Source organism: Micromonospora sp. NPDC047548 (assembly GCF_040642975.1).
Taxonomy (GTDB): domain Bacteria; phylum Actinomycetota; class Actinomycetes; order Mycobacteriales; family Micromonosporaceae; genus Micromonospora.
In genome coordinates this window covers 104123-120770 of record NZ_JBEYTI010000001.1, presented here as the reverse complement: position 1 = coordinate 120770, position 16648 = coordinate 104123, and the positions used below count along the sequence as shown (strand labels likewise).

Here is a 16648-nt window from a genome sequence, read left to right as displayed (position 1 = left end):
GTCCGGGGCGGCGGGACACCGCGACACGCCGCAAACGGGGCGAGAAGTGATCAGGGGTGGGTCATCCGGAGCAGGTCCAGTGCCTCGTCGAGCTGGGTCTCGGAGAGCTTGCCGGAGTCCACGTGGCCCCGGGCGATCACCACCTCGCGGATGGACGTCTGCTTGGCCAGCGCCTCCTTGGCGATCGAGGCGGCCTCGTCGTACCCGAGGTGGCGGTTGAGCGGGGTGACGATCGACGGCGACCCCTCCGCGTACGCCAGGCAGACCTCGGCGTCCGCGACCAGGCCGACCACCAGCCGGTCGGCGAAGAGCCGGCTCGACGCGGCCAGCAGCCCGATCGACTCCAGCAGGTTGCGGCCCATCACCGGGAGCATCACGTTCAACTCGAAGTCGCCCTGCGAGCCGGCGAAGGCAACCGTCGCGTCGTTGCCGATGACCTGCGCGCAGACCTGCCGCATCGCCTCGGCGACCACCGGGTTCACCTTGCCCGGCATGATCGACGAGCCGGGCTGGAGGTCGGGGATGCGCAGCTCACGCAGGCCGGCGCGCGGCCCGGACCCCATCCAGCGGATGTCGTTGGCCATCTTGTAGAGCCCCACGGCGATCGTGCGCAGCTGGCCGGAGGTCTCCACCAGCGCGTCCCGGGCACCCTGCGCCTCGAAATGGTTGCGCGCCTCGGTCAGCGGCAGCCCGGTCGAGGCGCGCAGCTTCTCGATCACCTTCGCGGCGAAGCCGAGCGGGGTGTTGATGCCGGTGCCCACGGCGGTGCCGCCCAGCGGCAGCTCGGCCAGCCGGGGCAGCGCCGCCTCCAGCCGCTCGACGCCGTAGCGGACCTGGGCGGCGTAGCCGCCGAACTCCTGGCCCAGGGTGACCGGAGTGGCGTCCATCAGGTGGGTACGCCCCGCCTTGACCACGGTCTCGAATTCGGCTGCCTTATCCTCCAGCGCCCCGGCCAGGTGCTGCAACGAGGGGATCAGATCCTCCACCACGAACTGGGTGGCGGCCAGGTGGATGGAGGACGGGAAGACGTCGTTGCTCGACTGCGAGGCGTTGACGTCGTCGTTGGGGTGCACCGCCCGGCCCAGCTCGCGGCCGGCCAGGGTGGCGATCACCTCGTTGGCGTTCATGTTGGACGACGTCCCCGAGCCGGTCTGGAACACGTCGATCGGGAACTGGTCGTCGTACCCGCCGTCGGCCACGTGCGCGGCGGCGGCGGCGATCACGGCGGCCACGTCCGCGCCGATCACGCCCAACTCCCCGTTGACCTGCGCGGCGGCACCCTTGATCTGGGCCAGGGCCTTGATCTGGGCCGGTTCGATGCCGCGCCCCGAGATCGGGAAGTTCTGCACCGCGCGCTGGGTCTGCGCCCGCCACAACGCCTCGGCGGGCACCTCCACCTCGCCCATCGAGTCGCGTTCGATCCGGTAGCCCGCCGCCTCTGGAGTCGTCACGCGTACCATCCTGCCGCGCTGGTCGGCGACCCGCAGGGAAAGCCGCGGCCCGACGCGGCCTCACCCGTCTCCCCGTCTCCCGGGCACGGCCCGAAAGCCCGACGCCTCCCATTGTTCGATGAGCTTAAGATCACAACACCTTTCCGTACACCACTCGGAGGTTTCATGTCGATCCGACACGGGGGCTCGGCACGCCGGACGGTCGCCACCGCCGGCGCTCTCCTGCTGGCAACGGCCGGTCTGGTGGCCGTGACCGGACAACCGGCGGCGGCCATGCTCGACTACGCCACCCCGACCAGCGTCACGTGGACCGACGCCTGGCAACCGGCCAGGTCCTTCTCCGCTTCCGACGACACCGTGCCGGTGGGCACCTGGGAGTCCGACGGGGCCAAGCACACCGCCCGGGCGTACTTCACCTTCGACCTGACGTCCTACCGAGGGCAGCGGATCGTCTCGGCCCGCGCCATCACCGGGGAGACGAAGGTCAACGACTGCGACAAGCCGCGCGAGATCGAGCTGTGGCGGACCGACCCGCCCACCAGCGCCCCGACCTGGAACACCGCCCCGAAGGCACGGGAAAAGGTGGCGGACGTCGCCTACCCCAACCTGCCCTGCGGAAGCAGCTTCATCGGGGTGATGATCACCGAGGCGGTGCGCCAGGCGGTGGCGGACGGGCGGGACCAGCTCACGCTGATGGCCCGGATCGCCGGCGACCACGAGGCGAACAAGCACTACGGTCGTCAGATCAAGAGCGTCGGGATCTCCCTCGACCACAACACGCCGCCGAACGTTCCCGACCAGCTCACCGTCGAGGGCATGGCGTGCGACAGCGCGCTGACGATCCGCACCACCACGCCGATACTTCGGGCCGCGGTCTCCGACCCCGACGTCAACGAGACCGGGGGCCACGACCAGGTGGCAGCGACCTTCGCCTGGTGGCCGGTCGATCGGCCGGCGGAGCGGACGGAGGTGACCTTCGACGGTCAGTCCAGCCCGTCCCGGTACGTGTATCTACTCGAGCGGGGCACGCTCAGCCACGGGAACACCTACGCCTTCTCCGTGCGGGCATCCGACAAGTACGACAGCTCGGACTGGTCGCCGGAGTGCCGGTTCACCGTCGACACGGTGGCGCCGGCCGCCCCGACCGTCTCCTCCACGGACTACCCGGAGCAGGGCGGCTGGCCGGGCACCGGTGGGCCCAGCATCCCGGGCAGCTTCACCTTCACCGCCGACGCCGACGACCTCGCGGGCTTCAGCTATGGGGAATACGGTTCGGCCACGCACTTCGTCCCGGTGGACGCGTCGGGCCGGTCGGCGACGGTGAGCTACGCGCCCCAGCAGGACGGACCGAGGCGGCTCTTCGTGCAGAGCGTCGACCGGGCCGGGAACTTCTCCGAGGGCACGTTCTACCAGTTCATCGTCCGGTCCACCGCGCCGACGATCAACGACGAGGACCCGGAGGCACCGGCCGGTACGCCCCGTCGGTTCACCTTCGCTCCCAACATGGAGAACGTGGTCGAGTACACCTACCGGCTCAACGAGGGCGAGGAGACCACCGTCCGCGCCGACGCGGACGGCACCGCGCGGGTGACCATCACGCCGGAGGTCTCCGACGTGTACTTCCTGTACGTCCGTAGCAGGACCGCGGACGGATTGTCCTCGGGCGAGGCCTGGACTTTCCTCTGGGTGCCGGAAGCGGAGTGACGACCAAGGGGCGCCGGGCTGACCGCCCGGCGCCCCTTCGGCATCGTCAGGGTCAGCGGCGACCGACGGTCAGCACCGGCTTGGTGACCTCGGCGAAGAAGTCGTCGCCCTTGTCGTCGACCACGATGAACGCCGGGAAGTCCTCGACCTGGATCTTCCAGACCGCCTCCATGCCCAGCTCCGGGTATTCCAGGACCTCGACGTGCTTGATGCAGTCCTGGGCGAGCCGGGCCGCCGGGCCGCCGATCGAGCCGAGGTAGAAGCCGCCGTGCTGCTGGCAGGAGCGGGTGACCTGGGCCGAGCGGTTTCCCTTCGCGAGCATCACCTGGGAGCCGCCGGCGGCCTGGAACTTCTCCACGTAGGCGTCCATCCGGCCGGCCGTGGTCGGGCCGAACGAGCCGGAGGCGTACCCCTCGGGGGTCTTGGCCGGGCCGGCGTAGTAGACGGCGTGGTCGCGCAGGTACTGCGGCATCGGCTCACCCGCGTCCAGCCGCTCGGCGATCTTGGCGTGCGCGATGTCCCGGGCGACGACCAGCGGGCCGGTCAGCGACAGCCGGGTCTTCACCGGGTACTTCGACAGCTCGGCCCGGATCTCGTCCATCGGCCGGTTGAGGTCGACCTTGACCACCGTCTCGGCGTCCAGCGTCTCGTCGGTGACGTCGGGCAGGAAGCGGGCCGGGTCGGTCTCCAGGCGCTCCAGCCAGACGCCCGACGGGGTGATCTTCGCGACCGCCTGCCGATCGGCCGAGCAGGAGACGGCGATCGCCACCGGGCAGGACGCGCCGTGCCGGGGCAGCCGGACCACCCGCACGTCGTGGCAGAAGTACCGGCCGCCGAACTGGGCACCGATGCCGAAGTTGCGGGTCAGCTCCAGCACCTCCGCCTCCAGCGCCAGGTCGCGGAAGCCGTGCGCGGTCATCGAGCCGGAGGTGGGCAGCGCGTCGAGGTACTTGGCGGAGGCGTACTTGGCGGTCTTCAGGGCGTACTCGGCGGAGGTGCCGCCGATGACGATGGCCAGGTGGTACGGCGGGCACGCCGCGGTGCCGATGAGCCGCAGCTTCTCCTCCAGGAACTGCATCATCCGCGTCGGGTTCAGCAGCGCCTTGGTCTCCTGGTAGAGGTAGGACTTGTTGGCCGAGCCGCCGCCCTTGGCCATGAAGAGGAACTTGTACGCGTCCGGGTGCCCGTCCGGGTCCTCCGCGTACAGCTCCACCTGGGCCGGCAGGTTGCTGCCGGTGTTCCGCTCGTCCCACATGGTCAGCGGGGCGAGCTGCGAGTAGCGCAGGTTGAGCCGGGTGTACGCCTGCCAGACGCCGCGCGAGATCGCCTCGGCGTCGGTACCGTCGGTGAGCACGTGCCGGCCGCGCTTGCCCATCACGATCGCGGTGCCGGTGTCCTGGCACATCGGCAGCACGCCACCGGCGGCGATGTTGGCGTTGCGCAGCAGGTCCAGCGCGACGAACCGGTCGTTCGGCGAGGCGGCCGGGTCGTCGATGATCGACCGCAGCTGAGCCAGGTGCGCGGGGCGCAGGAAGTGGGCGATGTCGTGCATCGCCTCGGCGGTCAGCGCGGTCAGCGCGGCCGGCTCCACGGTCAGGAACCGGCGGCCCCCCGGGCCGTTGACGACGTCGACGCCCTCGTCCGTGACCAGGCGGTACTCCGTCTGGTCCGGACCGGTCGGCAGCAAGGGGGAGTACGAGAACGCGGCGGCACTGCTCATGAGGGGGAAGCCTAGGGCAGACCCGTCGATCGGTGGCACCCGACGGGTGGGTCATAGGACCCCGCTCTCATCCGGGGCGGACCCGCCGCGCTCAGCTGTCCTTGTCCTGCGGGTCGGGGCAGCGTTCCCGTTTCGGCCCGCAGTCGCCCTGGTCGCCGGGGACGCCTCCGGTGCCGCTCCCGGTGTCGCCGGGGACGGGGACGCCGCCACCGTCGCGGTTCGGCGGCGGTTCGGCGCCGCCACCGCCGAACCGGACGTACCCGATCTCCCGCCCCTCTCCGATGATCATGCCGTCCGGCCCGACGGCGAGCGCGTTCGCGCTGGTCCGCAGGACCACCAGTTCCCGACCGGTACGCGGGTCGAGCACGATCAGCCGGTTCGGCTTCTCCTCGGTGACGATCGCCGCGTACGGGGTGAGCGCCGCGCCCGCCCGGCCGCCGGCGGGGCGCTTCCAGCTCACCCGGTCGACGCCCAACTCCCGGCCGACGACGGTGCGCTTGTCGGCGGTACGCACCAGCGCGTACCGGTCGTCGACGGCGAGCAGCTTCTCGCCGTCCGCGTCGACCAGGAGCAGCCGCCCGTTGTACCCGTCGATGACCGCCTCCCGGCCGTCCGGTGCCACGCCGATCAGGACGTTCCGGGCGCCCTGCGGGTCCTCCCGCTGCACGCAGCCCGCACTGTCGGCGGTCCGCAGGTTGACCCCGGCCTTTCGCCACGCCTCCTGGCCGGTGGCCGGGTCGCGGGCGGAGATGGCGTACTGGCAGGTGCCGTCCCGGGAGACGGCGGTGATCCGGAGCATCCGGCCGCCGATCACGGCGAGCCGCTCGTCCCGCCCGGGCTCGACGTTCTGCACCACCCGCCCGGTTGCGGTGTCCACCACGTGCACCCGGCCGTCGACGGGGAAGCCGAGCATCGGCGGTACCGACTCGGGGCCGGCCACCCCGCCGTCGATCCGGGGCGCGGTGAGCCGGCGGGTGCCGAGCAGGTGGGGATTGTCGGCGAAGAGCCCGGCGCTCACGCCGGGCAGGAACGCCGTCCAGAGCGGCCTGGTGCCGCGCGGGTCCCAGGCGGTCAGCGTGCAGTCGGTCGGCTCGACGCAGTGCGCGTCGAGCAGCATGTTCCGGTACGTCCAGACGGCCACCGCGTCGTCGTCGCGCCGGCGTACCGCCCCGGTCGTCGGGTCGAGCAGTTCGTACCCCTTGACCAGCAGCTTGCCCACGGCGACGACCGGGTCCCGGGCGCCGCCGGCCACTGCCGCCCAGTCCGCCTTGCGTTCCCACAGCTGCGTCCCGGTGGCCAGGCTGCGCGCCTCGACCCGGGTCCGCTGCTCGACCACGACGGTGTCCCCGGCGATGGTCACGCTCTTCGGGGTGCCGCCGATGCGCTCCTGCCAGACCACGTCCGGCTCGGAGATCGGCTGCCGGCGGTCGATCCAGTCCCACATGCCGGGGAACGGGTTCCAGACCCCCGTGGCGGCGAGGACGACCACGGTGACGAGCCCCAGCAGCAACCAGCCGCGTACGCCAAGGCCCTTCACACCGCACACGGTAGCGACGATCACCGAACCTCCCCCCGCCCCGCGCCGGAGTGTCGCCGCCCTTTCTCCGCGCCGGCAGCTCCCGTCGGTCCCCCGATCCGCCCGGCCGGCCGTGCCGCCGGCGCCCTCGCGGCGGGAGCACGGGGCGTCAGCGCAGCGCGGCGGCGGAGCGGACCAGGGGCAGGACGCGGTAGGGGATCTGCTCGGCCAGCGCGATGATCGTGGAGGCGCGGCGGATGCCCTCGTACGAGACGATCTGGTCGATCACCCGCTGGAGGTCCGTGTTGGATCTCGCGACGATGCGGCAGAGCAGGTCGCTGCCGCCGGTGATGGTGTGCGCCTCCAGCACCTCGGGGATGGCGGCCAGGTGGGCGGTGACCGCGTCGTGGCCGTGTCGCTGGCTGATCTCCAGGGTGACGAAGCTGGTCACCCCGAAGCCGATCGCGGCCGGCGAGACGTCCGGCCCGAAGCCGCCGATCACCCGCCGCTCGACCAGCTTGTCCAGCCGGGCCTGGACGGTGCCCCGGGCCACCCCGAGCCGGCGGGAACACTCCAGCACCCCGATCCGCGGCTCGTCGGCGAGCAACTGGATCAACCGGGCGTCCAACTCGTCGAGCTGTACATCCTGTCCAGCATTCATGGTTCAGCACTCTACCGAATGTGCAGGATGACCAGCAGAATTGGCGACGGTTGCCCAGTGAGCCGGGTCACCGCGATCCTCCCTGCAAGAGCATCGGAACACCGCGACGGCCCACGAGGCCGGCCGGTACGCAAGGGAGGACACCATGACCCAGGCGATCGACCGACCCCAGTCGACCGAGGAGGTCGACGTCGACGCCCTCATCGGCGCCGTCGACCACGACATCAGCCGGGACCCGTTCCCGGTCAAGGGCCTCGACCACGTGCACTTCCTGGTCGGCAACGCCAAGCAGGCCGCGCACTACTACTCCACCGCGTTCGGCATGACCTGCGTGGCGTACCGGGGGCCGGAGCAGGGCTACCGCGACCACGCCGAGTACGTGCTGACCAGCGGCTCCGCCCGGTTCGTGCTGACCGGTGTGGTCCGCCCCGACGCCGCTGGCGCCGACCACGTCGCCAAGCACAGCGACGGCGTCTCCGACATCGCGCTGGAGGTGCCGGACGTCGACGCCGCGTACGCGCACGCCGTGGCACAGGGCGCCACCGGGCTGGTCGAGCCGCACGACGTCGCCGACGAGCACGGCACCGTCCGGCTGGCCGCCATCGCCGCGTACGGCGACACCCGGCACACCCTGGTCGACCGGTCCCGCTACACCGGGCCGTTCCTGCCCGGCTTCGTCGCCCGCGGCCCGATCGTGGACCGGCAGCCGATGATCGACGCCGGCATCCAGCCGAAGCGCTTCTTCCAGGCGGTCGACCACGTGGTCGGCAACGTCGAGCTCGGCCGGATGGACGAGTGGGTGGAGTTCTACAAGCGGGTCATGGGCTTCTCGAACATGGCCGAGTTCATCGGTGACGACATCGCCACCGACTACTCGGCGCTGATGAGCAAGGTCGTCGCCAACGGCACCCGCAAGGTGAAGTTCCCGCTCAACGAGCCGGCGATCGCCCGCAAGAAGTCGCAGATCGACGAGTACCTGGAGTTCTACCAGGGCCCGGGTGCCCAGCACATCGCCGTGGCCACCAACGACATCCTGGCCAGCGTCGACGCGATGCGCGCCGCCGGCGTCGAGTTCCTGGCCACCCCGGACTCGTACTACGACGACCCGGAGCTGCGCGCCCGGATCGGCCAGGTGCGGGTGCCGATCGAGGAGCTGAAGTCCCGCAAGATCCTGGTCGACCGGGACGAGGACGGCTATCTGCTCCAGATCTTCACCAAGCCGGTGCAGGACCGCCCGACGGTCTTCTTCGAGCTCATCGAGCGGCACGGCTCGCTCGGTTTCGGCAAGGGCAACTTCAAGGCGCTCTTCGAGGCGATCGAGCGGGAGCAGGAAGCCCGCGGCAACCTGTAACACTGTCGAGCGTGACGCAGCCTCCGACGTACCCGACGCCGCCGGCCGGTGGGCCCTCGCCCGCCGCCGGCGGCTTCGCGCCGCCCTCTGGTCCCACCTCCCAGGGGTACGCCGTGCCGGCGCAGCCCGGCCCGTACTCCGGGCTGCCGACCTACCCGGCGCCCGCCCCCGGCCTCCCACCCCGGCCCGGCTTCCCGGCCGTGCCGCTCGGACCCGGCGGCCAGCCGCTGGCCAGCTTCGGCGACCGGCTGCTGGCGGTGCTGGTCGACGGACTGGTGATCATGGCCGCCTGCATGGTGGTCATCCTGCCCGCCGTGCTCGTCTTCTTCATGGCGGTGCTGCCCGACCTGACCGCCACCACGCCGGAGGGCACGTACGTCGAGCCGGACCCGATCACCGACTTCCTGCTGCCGTTCCTGGCCCTGGAGGCCGGGATCTTCCTGTTCGCGATCGGCGTGACGTACGTCTTCCACGTGGAGATGATGTTCAGGACCGGGCAGACGGTGGGCAAGCGGGTGATGAAGCTGCGTATCGTGCCGCTCGACCCCGCCGCCGCGCTGGACCGGAAGATGGCGGCCAAGCGGTGGGCCGCCCACCAGATCGGCGGATCGATCGTCCCCGGGTTCAGCTACGTCGACGGGCTCTGGCAGCTGTGGGACAAGCCCTGGCAGCAGTGCCTCCACGACAAGTTCGCCGGCACCGTCGTCGTTAAGGTGTCCGGGTGAGCGTGCAACCAGGCTGGTACGTCGACCCCGCTGAGCCCAGCACCAGGCGTTGGTGGGACGGCGAGGGCTGGATCGGCGCGCCGATTCCGGTCGACGTCGCCCCGCCGGAGGGGCCCCCGCCGCCGGAGCCGGAGCCCGCCCCGGAGCCGCCGCCGGCCTCCCCGGCCGCGCCGGCCACCGGGTTCCCCGTGCCGTCAGGCCCGCCCGGCCCCGGCGCGGGCCCGCAGGGGCCGCCGCCCGGCTGGCCCTACCCCACCTGGCCGGGGCGTCCGCCGGAGCCGCGCCCGCACGGGCTGCCGCTGGCCGGGTACGGCTCCCGGCTACTCGCCCGCCTGATCGACTTCGGCCTGGTCTTCCTGCTCAACGTGCTGGTCAACGGCTGGTTCGTCTGGCGGTACGTCCGCGAGCTCTCCCCCGCCCTCGACGAGGCGTGGCGCCGGGCCAGCACGGGCGACACCACCACCGCGCCGCTGCCGGCCCCCGGGGAGCAGGCCGCCGGTCTCCCGATCGCCATCCTGGTGATCGCCACCGGGCTCTGGTTCGCGTACGAGGTGCCCGCGATGGCCGCCCGGGGGCAGACCCTCGGCAAGCGGGTGATGCGCATCCGGGCGGTGTCCGTCGAGGCGGACCAGCCGCTGGGCTTCGGCCGGGCGACCCGCCGGTGGAGCACGCTGGGCCTGCCCACCCTGCTCTGGTACTGCTGCGGCTTCGGCCTGCTCCTCCAGTTCGTCGACGCGATCTCCGCGCTCTTCGACCACCCGCTGCGCCAGGCGCTGCACGACAAGCGTGCCCAGACCGTCGTGGTGCAACTGCCGCGATCCGGCGACCCCGCCACCCGTACCGCCCCGCACGACCGTGCCGATTCCCCGGGAGACACCCCATGACCGACACCGGACGTCACCGTTCCGCGCTGCGCCTGACCCGCGCCGACCTGGACGCGCTGCCCAACTACGTACCGGGCCGCAGCCCGGCCGACCTGGCGCGCGAGCTGGGCCTGCCGGAGGCGATCAAGCTGGCCAGCAACGAGGTGCCGTACGGCCCGCTGCCCGGCGTGGTCGAGGCGGTCACCGAGGCGGTCACCGGCTCGCACCGCTACCCGGACATGGGCGTGGTCGCGCTGCGCCAGGCGCTGGCCGAGCGGTACGGCGTGGACCCCGACCGGATCGCCACCGGCTGTGGGTCGGTGGCGCTGGCCGAGCACCTGGTCCGGGCCACCTGCCTGCCCGGCGACGAGCTGCTCTACTCGTGGCGGTCGTTCGAGGCGTACCCGATCATCGCGGCGACCAGCGGCGCGACCAGCGTGCGGGTGCCCAACGACGCCGGCCACGGCCACGACCTGGCGGCGATGGCGGCGGCGGTGACCGACCGGACCCGGATGGTGCTGGTCTGCAACCCGAACAACCCCACCGGCACCGCGGTCCGCAAGGCGGAGCTGGACCGGTTCCTCGACTCCGTCGGCGAGGACGTGCTGGTCGTCATCGACGAGGCGTACCGCGAGTTCGTCACCGACCCGGAGGTGCCGGACGGCCTGACCTACCTGGACCGGCCGAACGTGGTGGTGCTCCGCACGCTGTCCAAGGCCTGGGGTCTGGCCGGGCTACGGATCGGCTTCCTGGTCGCCGCCCCCGAGGTGGCCGCCACCGTGCGCAAGGTGGTCACGCCGTTCTCCACCAGCATGGCCGCCCAGGCCGGCGCGCTGGCCGCACTCGCCCAGGCGGACGAGGTGGAGCGGCGCTGCGCGCTGGTCGTCGCCGAGCGGGACCGGGTCACCGAGGCGCTGCGCAAGCTGGTCGCGGACGTGCCGGCCAGCCAGGCCAACTTCGTCTGGCTGCCGCTGGGCGACCGGGCGGTGGACTTCGGCCGGGCCTGCGAGGCGCGCGGTGTGATCGTCCGGCCGTTCGCCGGCGACGGGGTCCGGGTCACCATCGGCACCCCGGCCGAGAACGACGCCTTCCTGGCCGCGGCGGAGTCCGCGCTGGCCTGAGCACTGCCCCGGTCCGCCTCCGCCAACCCCGATCGGAGGCGGACCGGCAACTCGCACTATATGCGAGATTAGAGCATTTTGTCCGATTTATCGACCAGGCAACCTCAGGTCACCGCGAGCACCACCGGCTCGGACGTCAGGAACCAGCCCTGGTCGTCGTCCTCCGGGCGGGCCCGCTCGCGGAGCCGCTCCACGGCCACGTAGCCGTCGACCGCGTACGCCAGCCCGGGCGTCCAGCCGATTCCGTCCTCCCCGACGGTGAGCGGAAAGCGGGACCGCTGCGCCCCGGTCCTCGGATCCAGCGTGATCAGGTCCCGCTCCGGGGTCAGCACGTGCACCCGACCGGGCTCGACCGCGATCACCCGTACCTCGCCCAGGTCGCCGCGCCGCCACCGCTCCCTGCCGGTGCGCGCCTCCCGGCCGTTCAGCACGCCGCCGGTGACCCCGATGGCGAACTCCCCGGAGAGGATGATGTCGTCGGCGTCCAGAGCCGGCGCGGCGAGCGGCGGCCCACCCGGGCCGACCAGCCAGCCCCGACCGTCGGAGGTGCGCAGCCCCCGGCACTGTGAGCGCGGGGTCAGGCAACCCAGCGGCGTGACCGCGAACTCCGGGCCGGCGCCCGGGGGACGCCAGCGGCTGGCCACCACGCCGGTCGCCGCGTCGCGGAACTCCACGGTCGCCGGCCCGGCACAGGCGTCCACCGAGAGGACCTGGCCGGCGGCGCTGGTCCCGAGATCGGTCCGGCAGTCGGCGCCACCGGTGGCCCGCCAGAGCTCCCGCCCGTCGGCCAGCGCGTACCCGCGCAGCTCACCCCCGCCGGACACCACCAGCGTCGTCCGCTCGCCCGGGCCCGGCGCGACGAAGATCCCCCGGGGGTCCCAGACGACGGCCGCGCCGGTGCGCCGCGCGGCGGAGACCTCCCCCGGCGCCGGGCCGTCGGCCCGCCAGGCCACCTCTCCGGTACGGCCGTCCAGTGCGACGACCTTCCCGTCCGACCAGCGGCTCACCACCGTGGTGCCGGTCACCAGCACCCCGTCGAGCCGGGCCGGCCACCGCCGGTACGACCAGAACGGGGTGACCCGGTGCCGGCTGTCGGCCGGCCGGTCGGCGTAGAGCTGGCGCTGCGCCGCGTACACCCGGAGCCGGCCGTCGACGATCAGCGGCGCGGCGGGCAGCCGGCCCACCACCCCGGTGGCCGGGGTGACCAGCGGCGGCAGGGCAGCCCGGGCGGGCGTGACGACCTCGGCGGGCGCGAGCACCCGGTAGCCGACGGCGGCGACCGCCCCGAGGGCGAGCAGCGCCGCGACCGCGACCGTGATCCGTCGCCGGCCCTTCGGGACACCCATGCCGCACCTCCGCCCGGCACCCTACCGAGGCAGCCCCCGGTTACCCCGCGCAGGTCGCGGCGTCGCCGCCGGGATGTCATTCGGCCGTGCTCACCGTCGTTCCGGGCTTCGGTGGCCGGCCTTCGCCGTGGCCCGGCCCGTGCTCGCGGCGGGCCGGAGGCCGGCCCGGCCCGGCGTCTGGTTCAGGCCGGCCCGGCCCAGCGTCTGGTTCAGGCCGCCTCGGTGTCGCTGGCGCCCACGGCGGCGGTGGCGAGGTCGGCGAGGTCGCGGCGGATGGCTCCCTCGACCGTCCGGGCGGCCAGCCCGCCGAAGAGCAGCGCGACCACCCGCCCGTACGGGGCGATTGGCAGCGCCTGCTGCTCGACGCTGACCGCGGTGCAGCCCCGGCCCCGCCGGCGCATGGTGCGCAGGGTCCAGGTGATCCGGTAGTCCACGCCGGTGCCGGGCGAGCTGAGCACCAGCCGGTGCGGCGGCCGCGCCTCCAGCACCACGAACTCCTCCGCCTGGTCGCCACCGTCCGGCCTGGTGCGGGTCTCCCGCCAGGCGGTGCCGGGACCCAGCCGGCCCTGGGTCAGCAGCTCGACGCCGCCGACGGTGCGAAGCCAGTTCGCGCGGATCGGCAGGTCGACCAGGAGGGCCCACACGTCCTCGGCCCGCGCATCGATGAACTCGGTGACCGTGACCGTCGACATGACACCTCCCGTGGCGTCCACGGTACGGCGAGTGAGCGCGTCACGGGGGATCCCCGGGCGGAATTTCCGTCACCGGTGCAACCGACGGGCGCGGAACGTCAGCGGGCCGGCCGGATCCGCCCGGTCACCTCGCCCAGGGCGACGGTGGTGCCGTCCGGGCCGGGGGCGGTGGCCCGGATGGTGACGGTGTCGCCGTCCTCGAGGAAGGCGCGGGTCTCGCCGCCGCCGACCTTGACCGGTTCGGTGCCACCCCAGGTGAGCTCCAGGAACGAGCCGACCTGGCCGCGTTCCGGCCCGGACACGGTGCCGGAGGCGTAGAGGTCGCCGGTGCGCAGCGAGGCCCCGTTGACGGTCAGGTGGGCCAGCTGCTGGGCGGGCGTCCAGTACATGGTCGCGAAGGGTGGCTCGGCGACCCGCTCGCCGTTCCACTCCACCGCGAGGCGCAGGTCCAGCCCCAGGTGCGGGGTGTCGCGCAGGTAGTCCTGCACCGGCGGGTCCTGCTCGGGCGCCGGCACGAAGGCGTCGGCGAGCGCGTCCAGCGGGGTCACCCAGGCCGAGACCGAGGTGGCGAAGGACTTGCCCAGGAACGGGCCGAGGGGCTGGTACTCCCAGGCCTGGATGTCCCGGGCGGACCAGTCGTTGACCAGCACCACGCCGAAGACGTGGTCGGCGAAGTCGGCGGCGGCGACCCGGCTGCCGAGGGAGCTCGGCACACCGACCACGAAGCCCACCTCGGCCTCGATGTCGAGGCGTACGGAGGGGCCGGCGGTCGGGCCCTGCGGGGTGGCGCGCTGCCCGGTGGGGCGCACCACCGGGGTGCCGGAGACGACCACCGTGCCCGCCCGGCCGTGGTAGCCGATCGGCAGGTGCTTCCAGTTGGGCAGCAACGGCGGCTGGCCGGGACGGAAGATCTGGCCGACGTTCGAGGCGTGGTGCTCGGAGGAGTAGAAGTCGACGTAGTCGGCCACCTCGAAGGGGAGCAGCAGCTCCGCCTCGTCGAGCGGGACCAGCAGCGGCTCCACCGCCGCCCGGTGCGCGGAGTCGGTGAGCAGCTCGACGATCCGCTGCCGCACCGACGTCCACTGCGGACGGCCCAGCGCCATGAAGTCGTTGAGGGTGGGACGGCCCAGCGCGCCGGCGGCGAGCACCAGGCCGGACGCCTCCGCGCCGGCCAGGTCGAACACGAGGTCGGCGACGCGTACGCCGATCCGCGGCCCGCGTCCGCCGTGCCGGAACACCCCGTACGGCAGGTTGGTCACCCCGTACGGCGAACCGTCGGCGCCCGTCACCCAGCTCATGCCGCCACTCCGCTACGCTCGCTCATCGGTCGAATCCCCCGTTCACCAGCCCCAGCCGGATCAGATCGGTCAGTGGTTCCAGGATGCTGCACGAGCCGAAGCCGACCCAGAGCGGGCGCTCCTCGTCGCGCCGCGCCCGGGCCTGCTCCACCAGGGGCAGCGGGTCGGTCGCGGCGAGCAGGACGGCGACGGCGTCCACCTCGGCGCCCTCGGCGGCGGCGAGCGTCGCGGCCAGCACGTTGCCGTAGCCGTGGTGGGTGAAGCCGGTCTCCGGGTCGAGGTGGCGCAGCGCCTGGTGCAGCCCGGCGGTCAGCTTGAACGGCAGGCCCCGGTCGCGGCAGGCGCAGATCACCGCGGCCAGCTCGACCGGGGTGGGGAACAGCTCGGCGGCCAGGCCGCCGGTGCGGAACTTGGCCGCGACGGGCACCCCGTCGGCGCGGGCGGCGGCGAGCGTGTCCAGCGCGCCGGTCAGCCCGAAGGTCAGCGGGACCTCGGCGTAGACGTCGACGCCGGGCAGCCGCTCGGCGAGCTTCAGCAGCTCGGCCAGGCCGGGCTGCGGGTCCTCGCCGCGCTTGGCGACCGCCACCTCGATCTGGCGGACGGCGATCCGGGCATCGGCCTCGGCGAGCGCCGCGTCGAGCCGGCCGATCGCCAGGTCACCGATGACCCCGGCCGCGATCCGCCCGTCCGGGTCGAGCAGTCCGGCCAGAACGGGCACCGTCGAGGCGGGCACCAGCAGCGGGCCGACCAGGTCGGCGTACCAGGCGTCGCGGTGCCCTTGGTGGGCGGCGACGGCGTCCGGCAGGGACGCGCTGCCGGGCGGGAAGACGGCGGCGTCGTCGACGAGGCCGGAGAAGAGGCGGGGGACCTGCGTTGACACGAGACAAGAATCTACGGGACGCTACAAGGAACGGACAACAGTGTCCGATTATCGGACGTCACCGGCCGGAGAACGGGACATAAAGGGAGGCGACATGCCGTACTACCGCAGCGTCGGCGAGGTGCCCCGCAAGCGGCACACCCAGTTCCGCCAGCCCGACGGCAGCCTCTACACCGAGGAGCTGATGGGCCAGGAGGGCTTCTCCTCCGACTCGTCCCTGCTCTACCACCGGCACGCGCCCACCGCGATCGTCGCCGCCGAGGAATTCACCGCGCCGGCGTACACCCGGGTGCCGAACCTCCCGCTCAAGCCGCGCCACCTGCGTACCCACAAGCTGGACGGCACCGGCGCCGACCCAGTCCTCGGCCGCCGCTACCTGCTGGCCAACGACGACGTGCGGATCGCGTACGTGCTGGCCGACCGGCCGTCCCCGCTCTACCGCAACGCCACCGGCGACGAGTGCCTCTACGTGGAGGCCGGCACGCTGCGGGTGGAGTCGACCTTCGGCGTGCTCGACGCGGTGGCCGGCGACTACGTCGTCATCCCCACCTCGACCGTCCACCGCCTGGTGCCGACTGGCGACGCCCCGACCCGGCTGCTCGCCGTCGAGGCCACCGGGCACATCGGCCCGCCCAAGCGCTACCTGTCGGTGCGCGGCCAGTTCCTGGAACACTCGCCGTACTGCGAGCGTGACGTCCGGGGGCCAGACGCGCCGCTGCTGGTCGACGGCACCGACGTCGACGTGCTGGTACGCCACCGGCGCGGCTGGACGAAGCACGTCTACGCGAACCACCCGTTCGACGTGGTCGGCTGGGACGGACACACGTACCCGTGGGCCTTCTCCATCCACGACTTCGAGCCGATCACGGGGCGGATCCACCAGCCGCCGCCGGTGCACCAGACCTTCCAGGGCCCGAACTTCGTGATCTGTTCGTTCGTGCCGCGCAAGGTGGACTACCACCCGGACGCCATCCCGGTGCCGTACCACCACCACAACGTCGACTCCGACGAGATGCTCTTCTACACCGGCGGCAACTACGAGGCTCGGCGCGGCTCCGGCATCGAGCAGGGGTCCATCTCGCTGCACCCGTCCGGCTTCACCCACGGCCCGCAGCCGGGCGCGGCGGAGCGCTCCATCGGCGTCGACTTCTTCGACGAGCTGGCCGTCATGGTGGACACCTTCCGCCCGCTCGACCTGTGCGACGCGGCCGGCGAGTGCGAGGACGAGGGGTACGCCTGGACCTGGGCGCGGCCCTAACTCCGTCCTGGCCGCCTCGCTCGCGATCGGTGTTCGTCCGGGGTGCGTCCTGGTCCTCCATG

The 16648-nt window shown here is 72.8% G+C and carries 14 protein-coding genes; 6 read left to right on the top strand and 8 right to left on the bottom strand.

The window, feature by feature from the left end:
• Nucleotides 1–50: 50 nt before the first annotated feature.
• Nucleotides 51–1460 carry a class II fumarate hydratase gene (locus ABZ807_RS00540; protein WP_357151022.1) on the bottom strand — a complete coding sequence of 470 codons (1410 nt, stop codon included), beginning with the start codon at nt 1458–1460 and terminating at the stop codon, nt 51–53.
• Between the two features lie 156 nt (nt 1461–1616).
• Here ABZ807_RS00540 and ABZ807_RS00535 point away from each other — a divergent pair, with 156 nt between their 5' ends.
• A complete protein-coding gene (locus tag ABZ807_RS00535) occupies nt 1617–3155 on the top strand; it encodes a hypothetical protein (protein ID WP_357151020.1) in 1539 nt (512 codons plus the stop codon).
• Between the two features lie 52 nt (nt 3156–3207).
• Here ABZ807_RS00535 and ABZ807_RS00530 read toward each other — a convergent pair whose 3' ends face one another.
• From ABZ807_RS00530 to ABZ807_RS00520, 3 genes are all read right to left on the bottom strand, one after another.
• A complete protein-coding gene (locus tag ABZ807_RS00530) occupies nt 3208–4875 on the bottom strand; it encodes a fumarate hydratase (protein ID WP_357151018.1) in 1668 nt (555 codons plus the stop codon).
• 91 nt (nt 4876–4966) lie between these two features.
• Complete coding sequence (locus tag ABZ807_RS00525; protein WP_357151455.1) at nt 4967–6421, bottom strand: PQQ-binding-like beta-propeller repeat protein; 1455 nt, start codon at nt 6419–6421, stop codon at nt 4967–4969.
• A gap of 139 nt (nt 6422–6560) precedes the next feature.
• On the bottom strand, nt 6561–7052 hold the full coding sequence (locus tag ABZ807_RS00520; protein ID WP_357151016.1) for an Lrp/AsnC family transcriptional regulator: 492 nt from the start codon (nt 7050–7052) through the stop codon (nt 6561–6563).
• Between the two features lie 145 nt (nt 7053–7197).
• Between ABZ807_RS00520 and hppD the strand changes: the two genes are divergently transcribed.
• From hppD to hisC, 4 genes are read left to right on the top strand one after another with little or no spacing between them, the layout of a single operon-like run.
• Nucleotides 7198–8403, top strand: a complete 1206-nt coding sequence (hppD, locus tag ABZ807_RS00515) for a 4-hydroxyphenylpyruvate dioxygenase (protein ID WP_357151014.1) — start codon at nt 7198–7200, stop codon at nt 8401–8403.
• Nucleotides 8404–8414: 11 nt separating this feature from the next.
• A complete protein-coding gene (locus ABZ807_RS00510; RefSeq protein WP_357151012.1) occupies nt 8415–9128 on the top strand; it encodes an RDD family protein in 714 nt (237 codons plus the stop codon).
• Nucleotides 9125–10012 carry an RDD family protein gene (locus ABZ807_RS00505; RefSeq protein ID WP_357151010.1) on the top strand — a complete coding sequence of 296 codons (888 nt, stop codon included), beginning with the start codon at nt 9125–9127 and terminating at the stop codon, nt 10010–10012. The genes ABZ807_RS00510 and ABZ807_RS00505 overlap by 4 nt, the downstream gene beginning before the upstream one ends.
• Nucleotides 10009–11112 carry a histidinol-phosphate transaminase gene (gene hisC / locus ABZ807_RS00500; RefSeq protein WP_357151008.1) on the top strand — a complete coding sequence of 368 codons (1104 nt, stop codon included), beginning with the start codon at nt 10009–10011 and terminating at the stop codon, nt 11110–11112. The genes ABZ807_RS00505 and hisC overlap by 4 nt, the downstream gene beginning before the upstream one ends.
• Nucleotides 11113–11216: 104 nt before the next feature.
• Here the strand turns inward: hisC and ABZ807_RS00495 are convergent, their stop codons facing one another.
• From ABZ807_RS00495 to ABZ807_RS00480, 4 genes are all read right to left on the bottom strand, one after another.
• Nucleotides 11217–12458 (bottom strand): PQQ-binding-like beta-propeller repeat protein, encoded by a 1242-nt coding sequence (locus tag ABZ807_RS00495; protein WP_357151006.1) that lies wholly within the window; start codon nt 12456–12458, stop codon nt 11217–11219.
• A 209-nt stretch (nt 12459–12667) separates the two neighbouring features.
• Nucleotides 12668–13150 carry an SRPBCC domain-containing protein gene (locus tag ABZ807_RS00490; protein WP_357151004.1) on the bottom strand — a complete coding sequence of 161 codons (483 nt, stop codon included), beginning with the start codon at nt 13148–13150 and terminating at the stop codon, nt 12668–12670.
• A 98-nt stretch (nt 13151–13248) separates the two neighbouring features.
• Nucleotides 13249–14448, bottom strand: coding sequence for a fumarylacetoacetase (fahA, locus tag ABZ807_RS00485; RefSeq protein WP_357151002.1), 1200 nt, complete (start codon nt 14446–14448; stop codon nt 13249–13251).
• Nucleotides 14449–14470: 22 nt separating this feature from the next.
• Nucleotides 14471–15328 carry a hypothetical protein gene (locus ABZ807_RS00480; protein ID WP_357151000.1) on the bottom strand — a complete coding sequence of 286 codons (858 nt, stop codon included), beginning with the start codon at nt 15326–15328 and terminating at the stop codon, nt 14471–14473.
• A 94-nt stretch (nt 15329–15422) separates the two neighbouring features.
• Between ABZ807_RS00480 and ABZ807_RS00475 the strand changes: the two genes are divergently transcribed.
• Nucleotides 15423–16586 carry a cupin domain-containing protein gene (locus ABZ807_RS00475; protein WP_357150998.1) on the top strand — a complete coding sequence of 388 codons (1164 nt, stop codon included), beginning with the start codon at nt 15423–15425 and terminating at the stop codon, nt 16584–16586.
• The last annotated feature ends 62 nt before the right edge of the window (nt 16587–16648 follow it).

Excerpts from the sequence above, each read along its gene's own strand:
- ABZ807_RS00540 (WP_357151022.1), bottom strand. The coding sequence starts at position 1,460 with ATGGTACGCGTGACGACTCCAGAGGCGGCGGGCTACCGGATCGAACGC.
- ABZ807_RS00535 (WP_357151020.1), top strand. The coding sequence starts at position 1,617 with ATGTCGATCCGACACGGGGGCTCGGCACGCCGGACGGTCGCCACCGCC.
- ABZ807_RS00530 (WP_357151018.1), bottom strand. The coding sequence starts at position 4,875 with ATGAGCAGTGCCGCCGCGTTCTCGTACTCCCCCTTGCTGCCGACCGGT.
- ABZ807_RS00520 (WP_357151016.1), bottom strand. The coding sequence starts at position 7,052 with ATGAATGCTGGACAGGATGTACAGCTCGACGAGTTGGACGCCCGGTTG.
- hppD (WP_357151014.1), top strand. The coding sequence starts at position 7,198 with ATGACCCAGGCGATCGACCGACCCCAGTCGACCGAGGAGGTCGACGTC.
- hisC (WP_357151008.1), top strand. The coding sequence starts at position 10,009 with ATGACCGACACCGGACGTCACCGTTCCGCGCTGCGCCTGACCCGCGCC.
- ABZ807_RS00495 (WP_357151006.1), bottom strand. The coding sequence starts at position 12,458 with ATGGGTGTCCCGAAGGGCCGGCGACGGATCACGGTCGCGGTCGCGGCG.
- ABZ807_RS00490 (WP_357151004.1), bottom strand. The coding sequence starts at position 13,150 with ATGTCGACGGTCACGGTCACCGAGTTCATCGATGCGCGGGCCGAGGAC.
- fahA (WP_357151002.1), bottom strand. The coding sequence starts at position 14,448 with ATGAGCTGGGTGACGGGCGCCGACGGTTCGCCGTACGGGGTGACCAAC.
- ABZ807_RS00475 (WP_357150998.1), top strand. The coding sequence starts at position 15,423 with ATGCCGTACTACCGCAGCGTCGGCGAGGTGCCCCGCAAGCGGCACACC.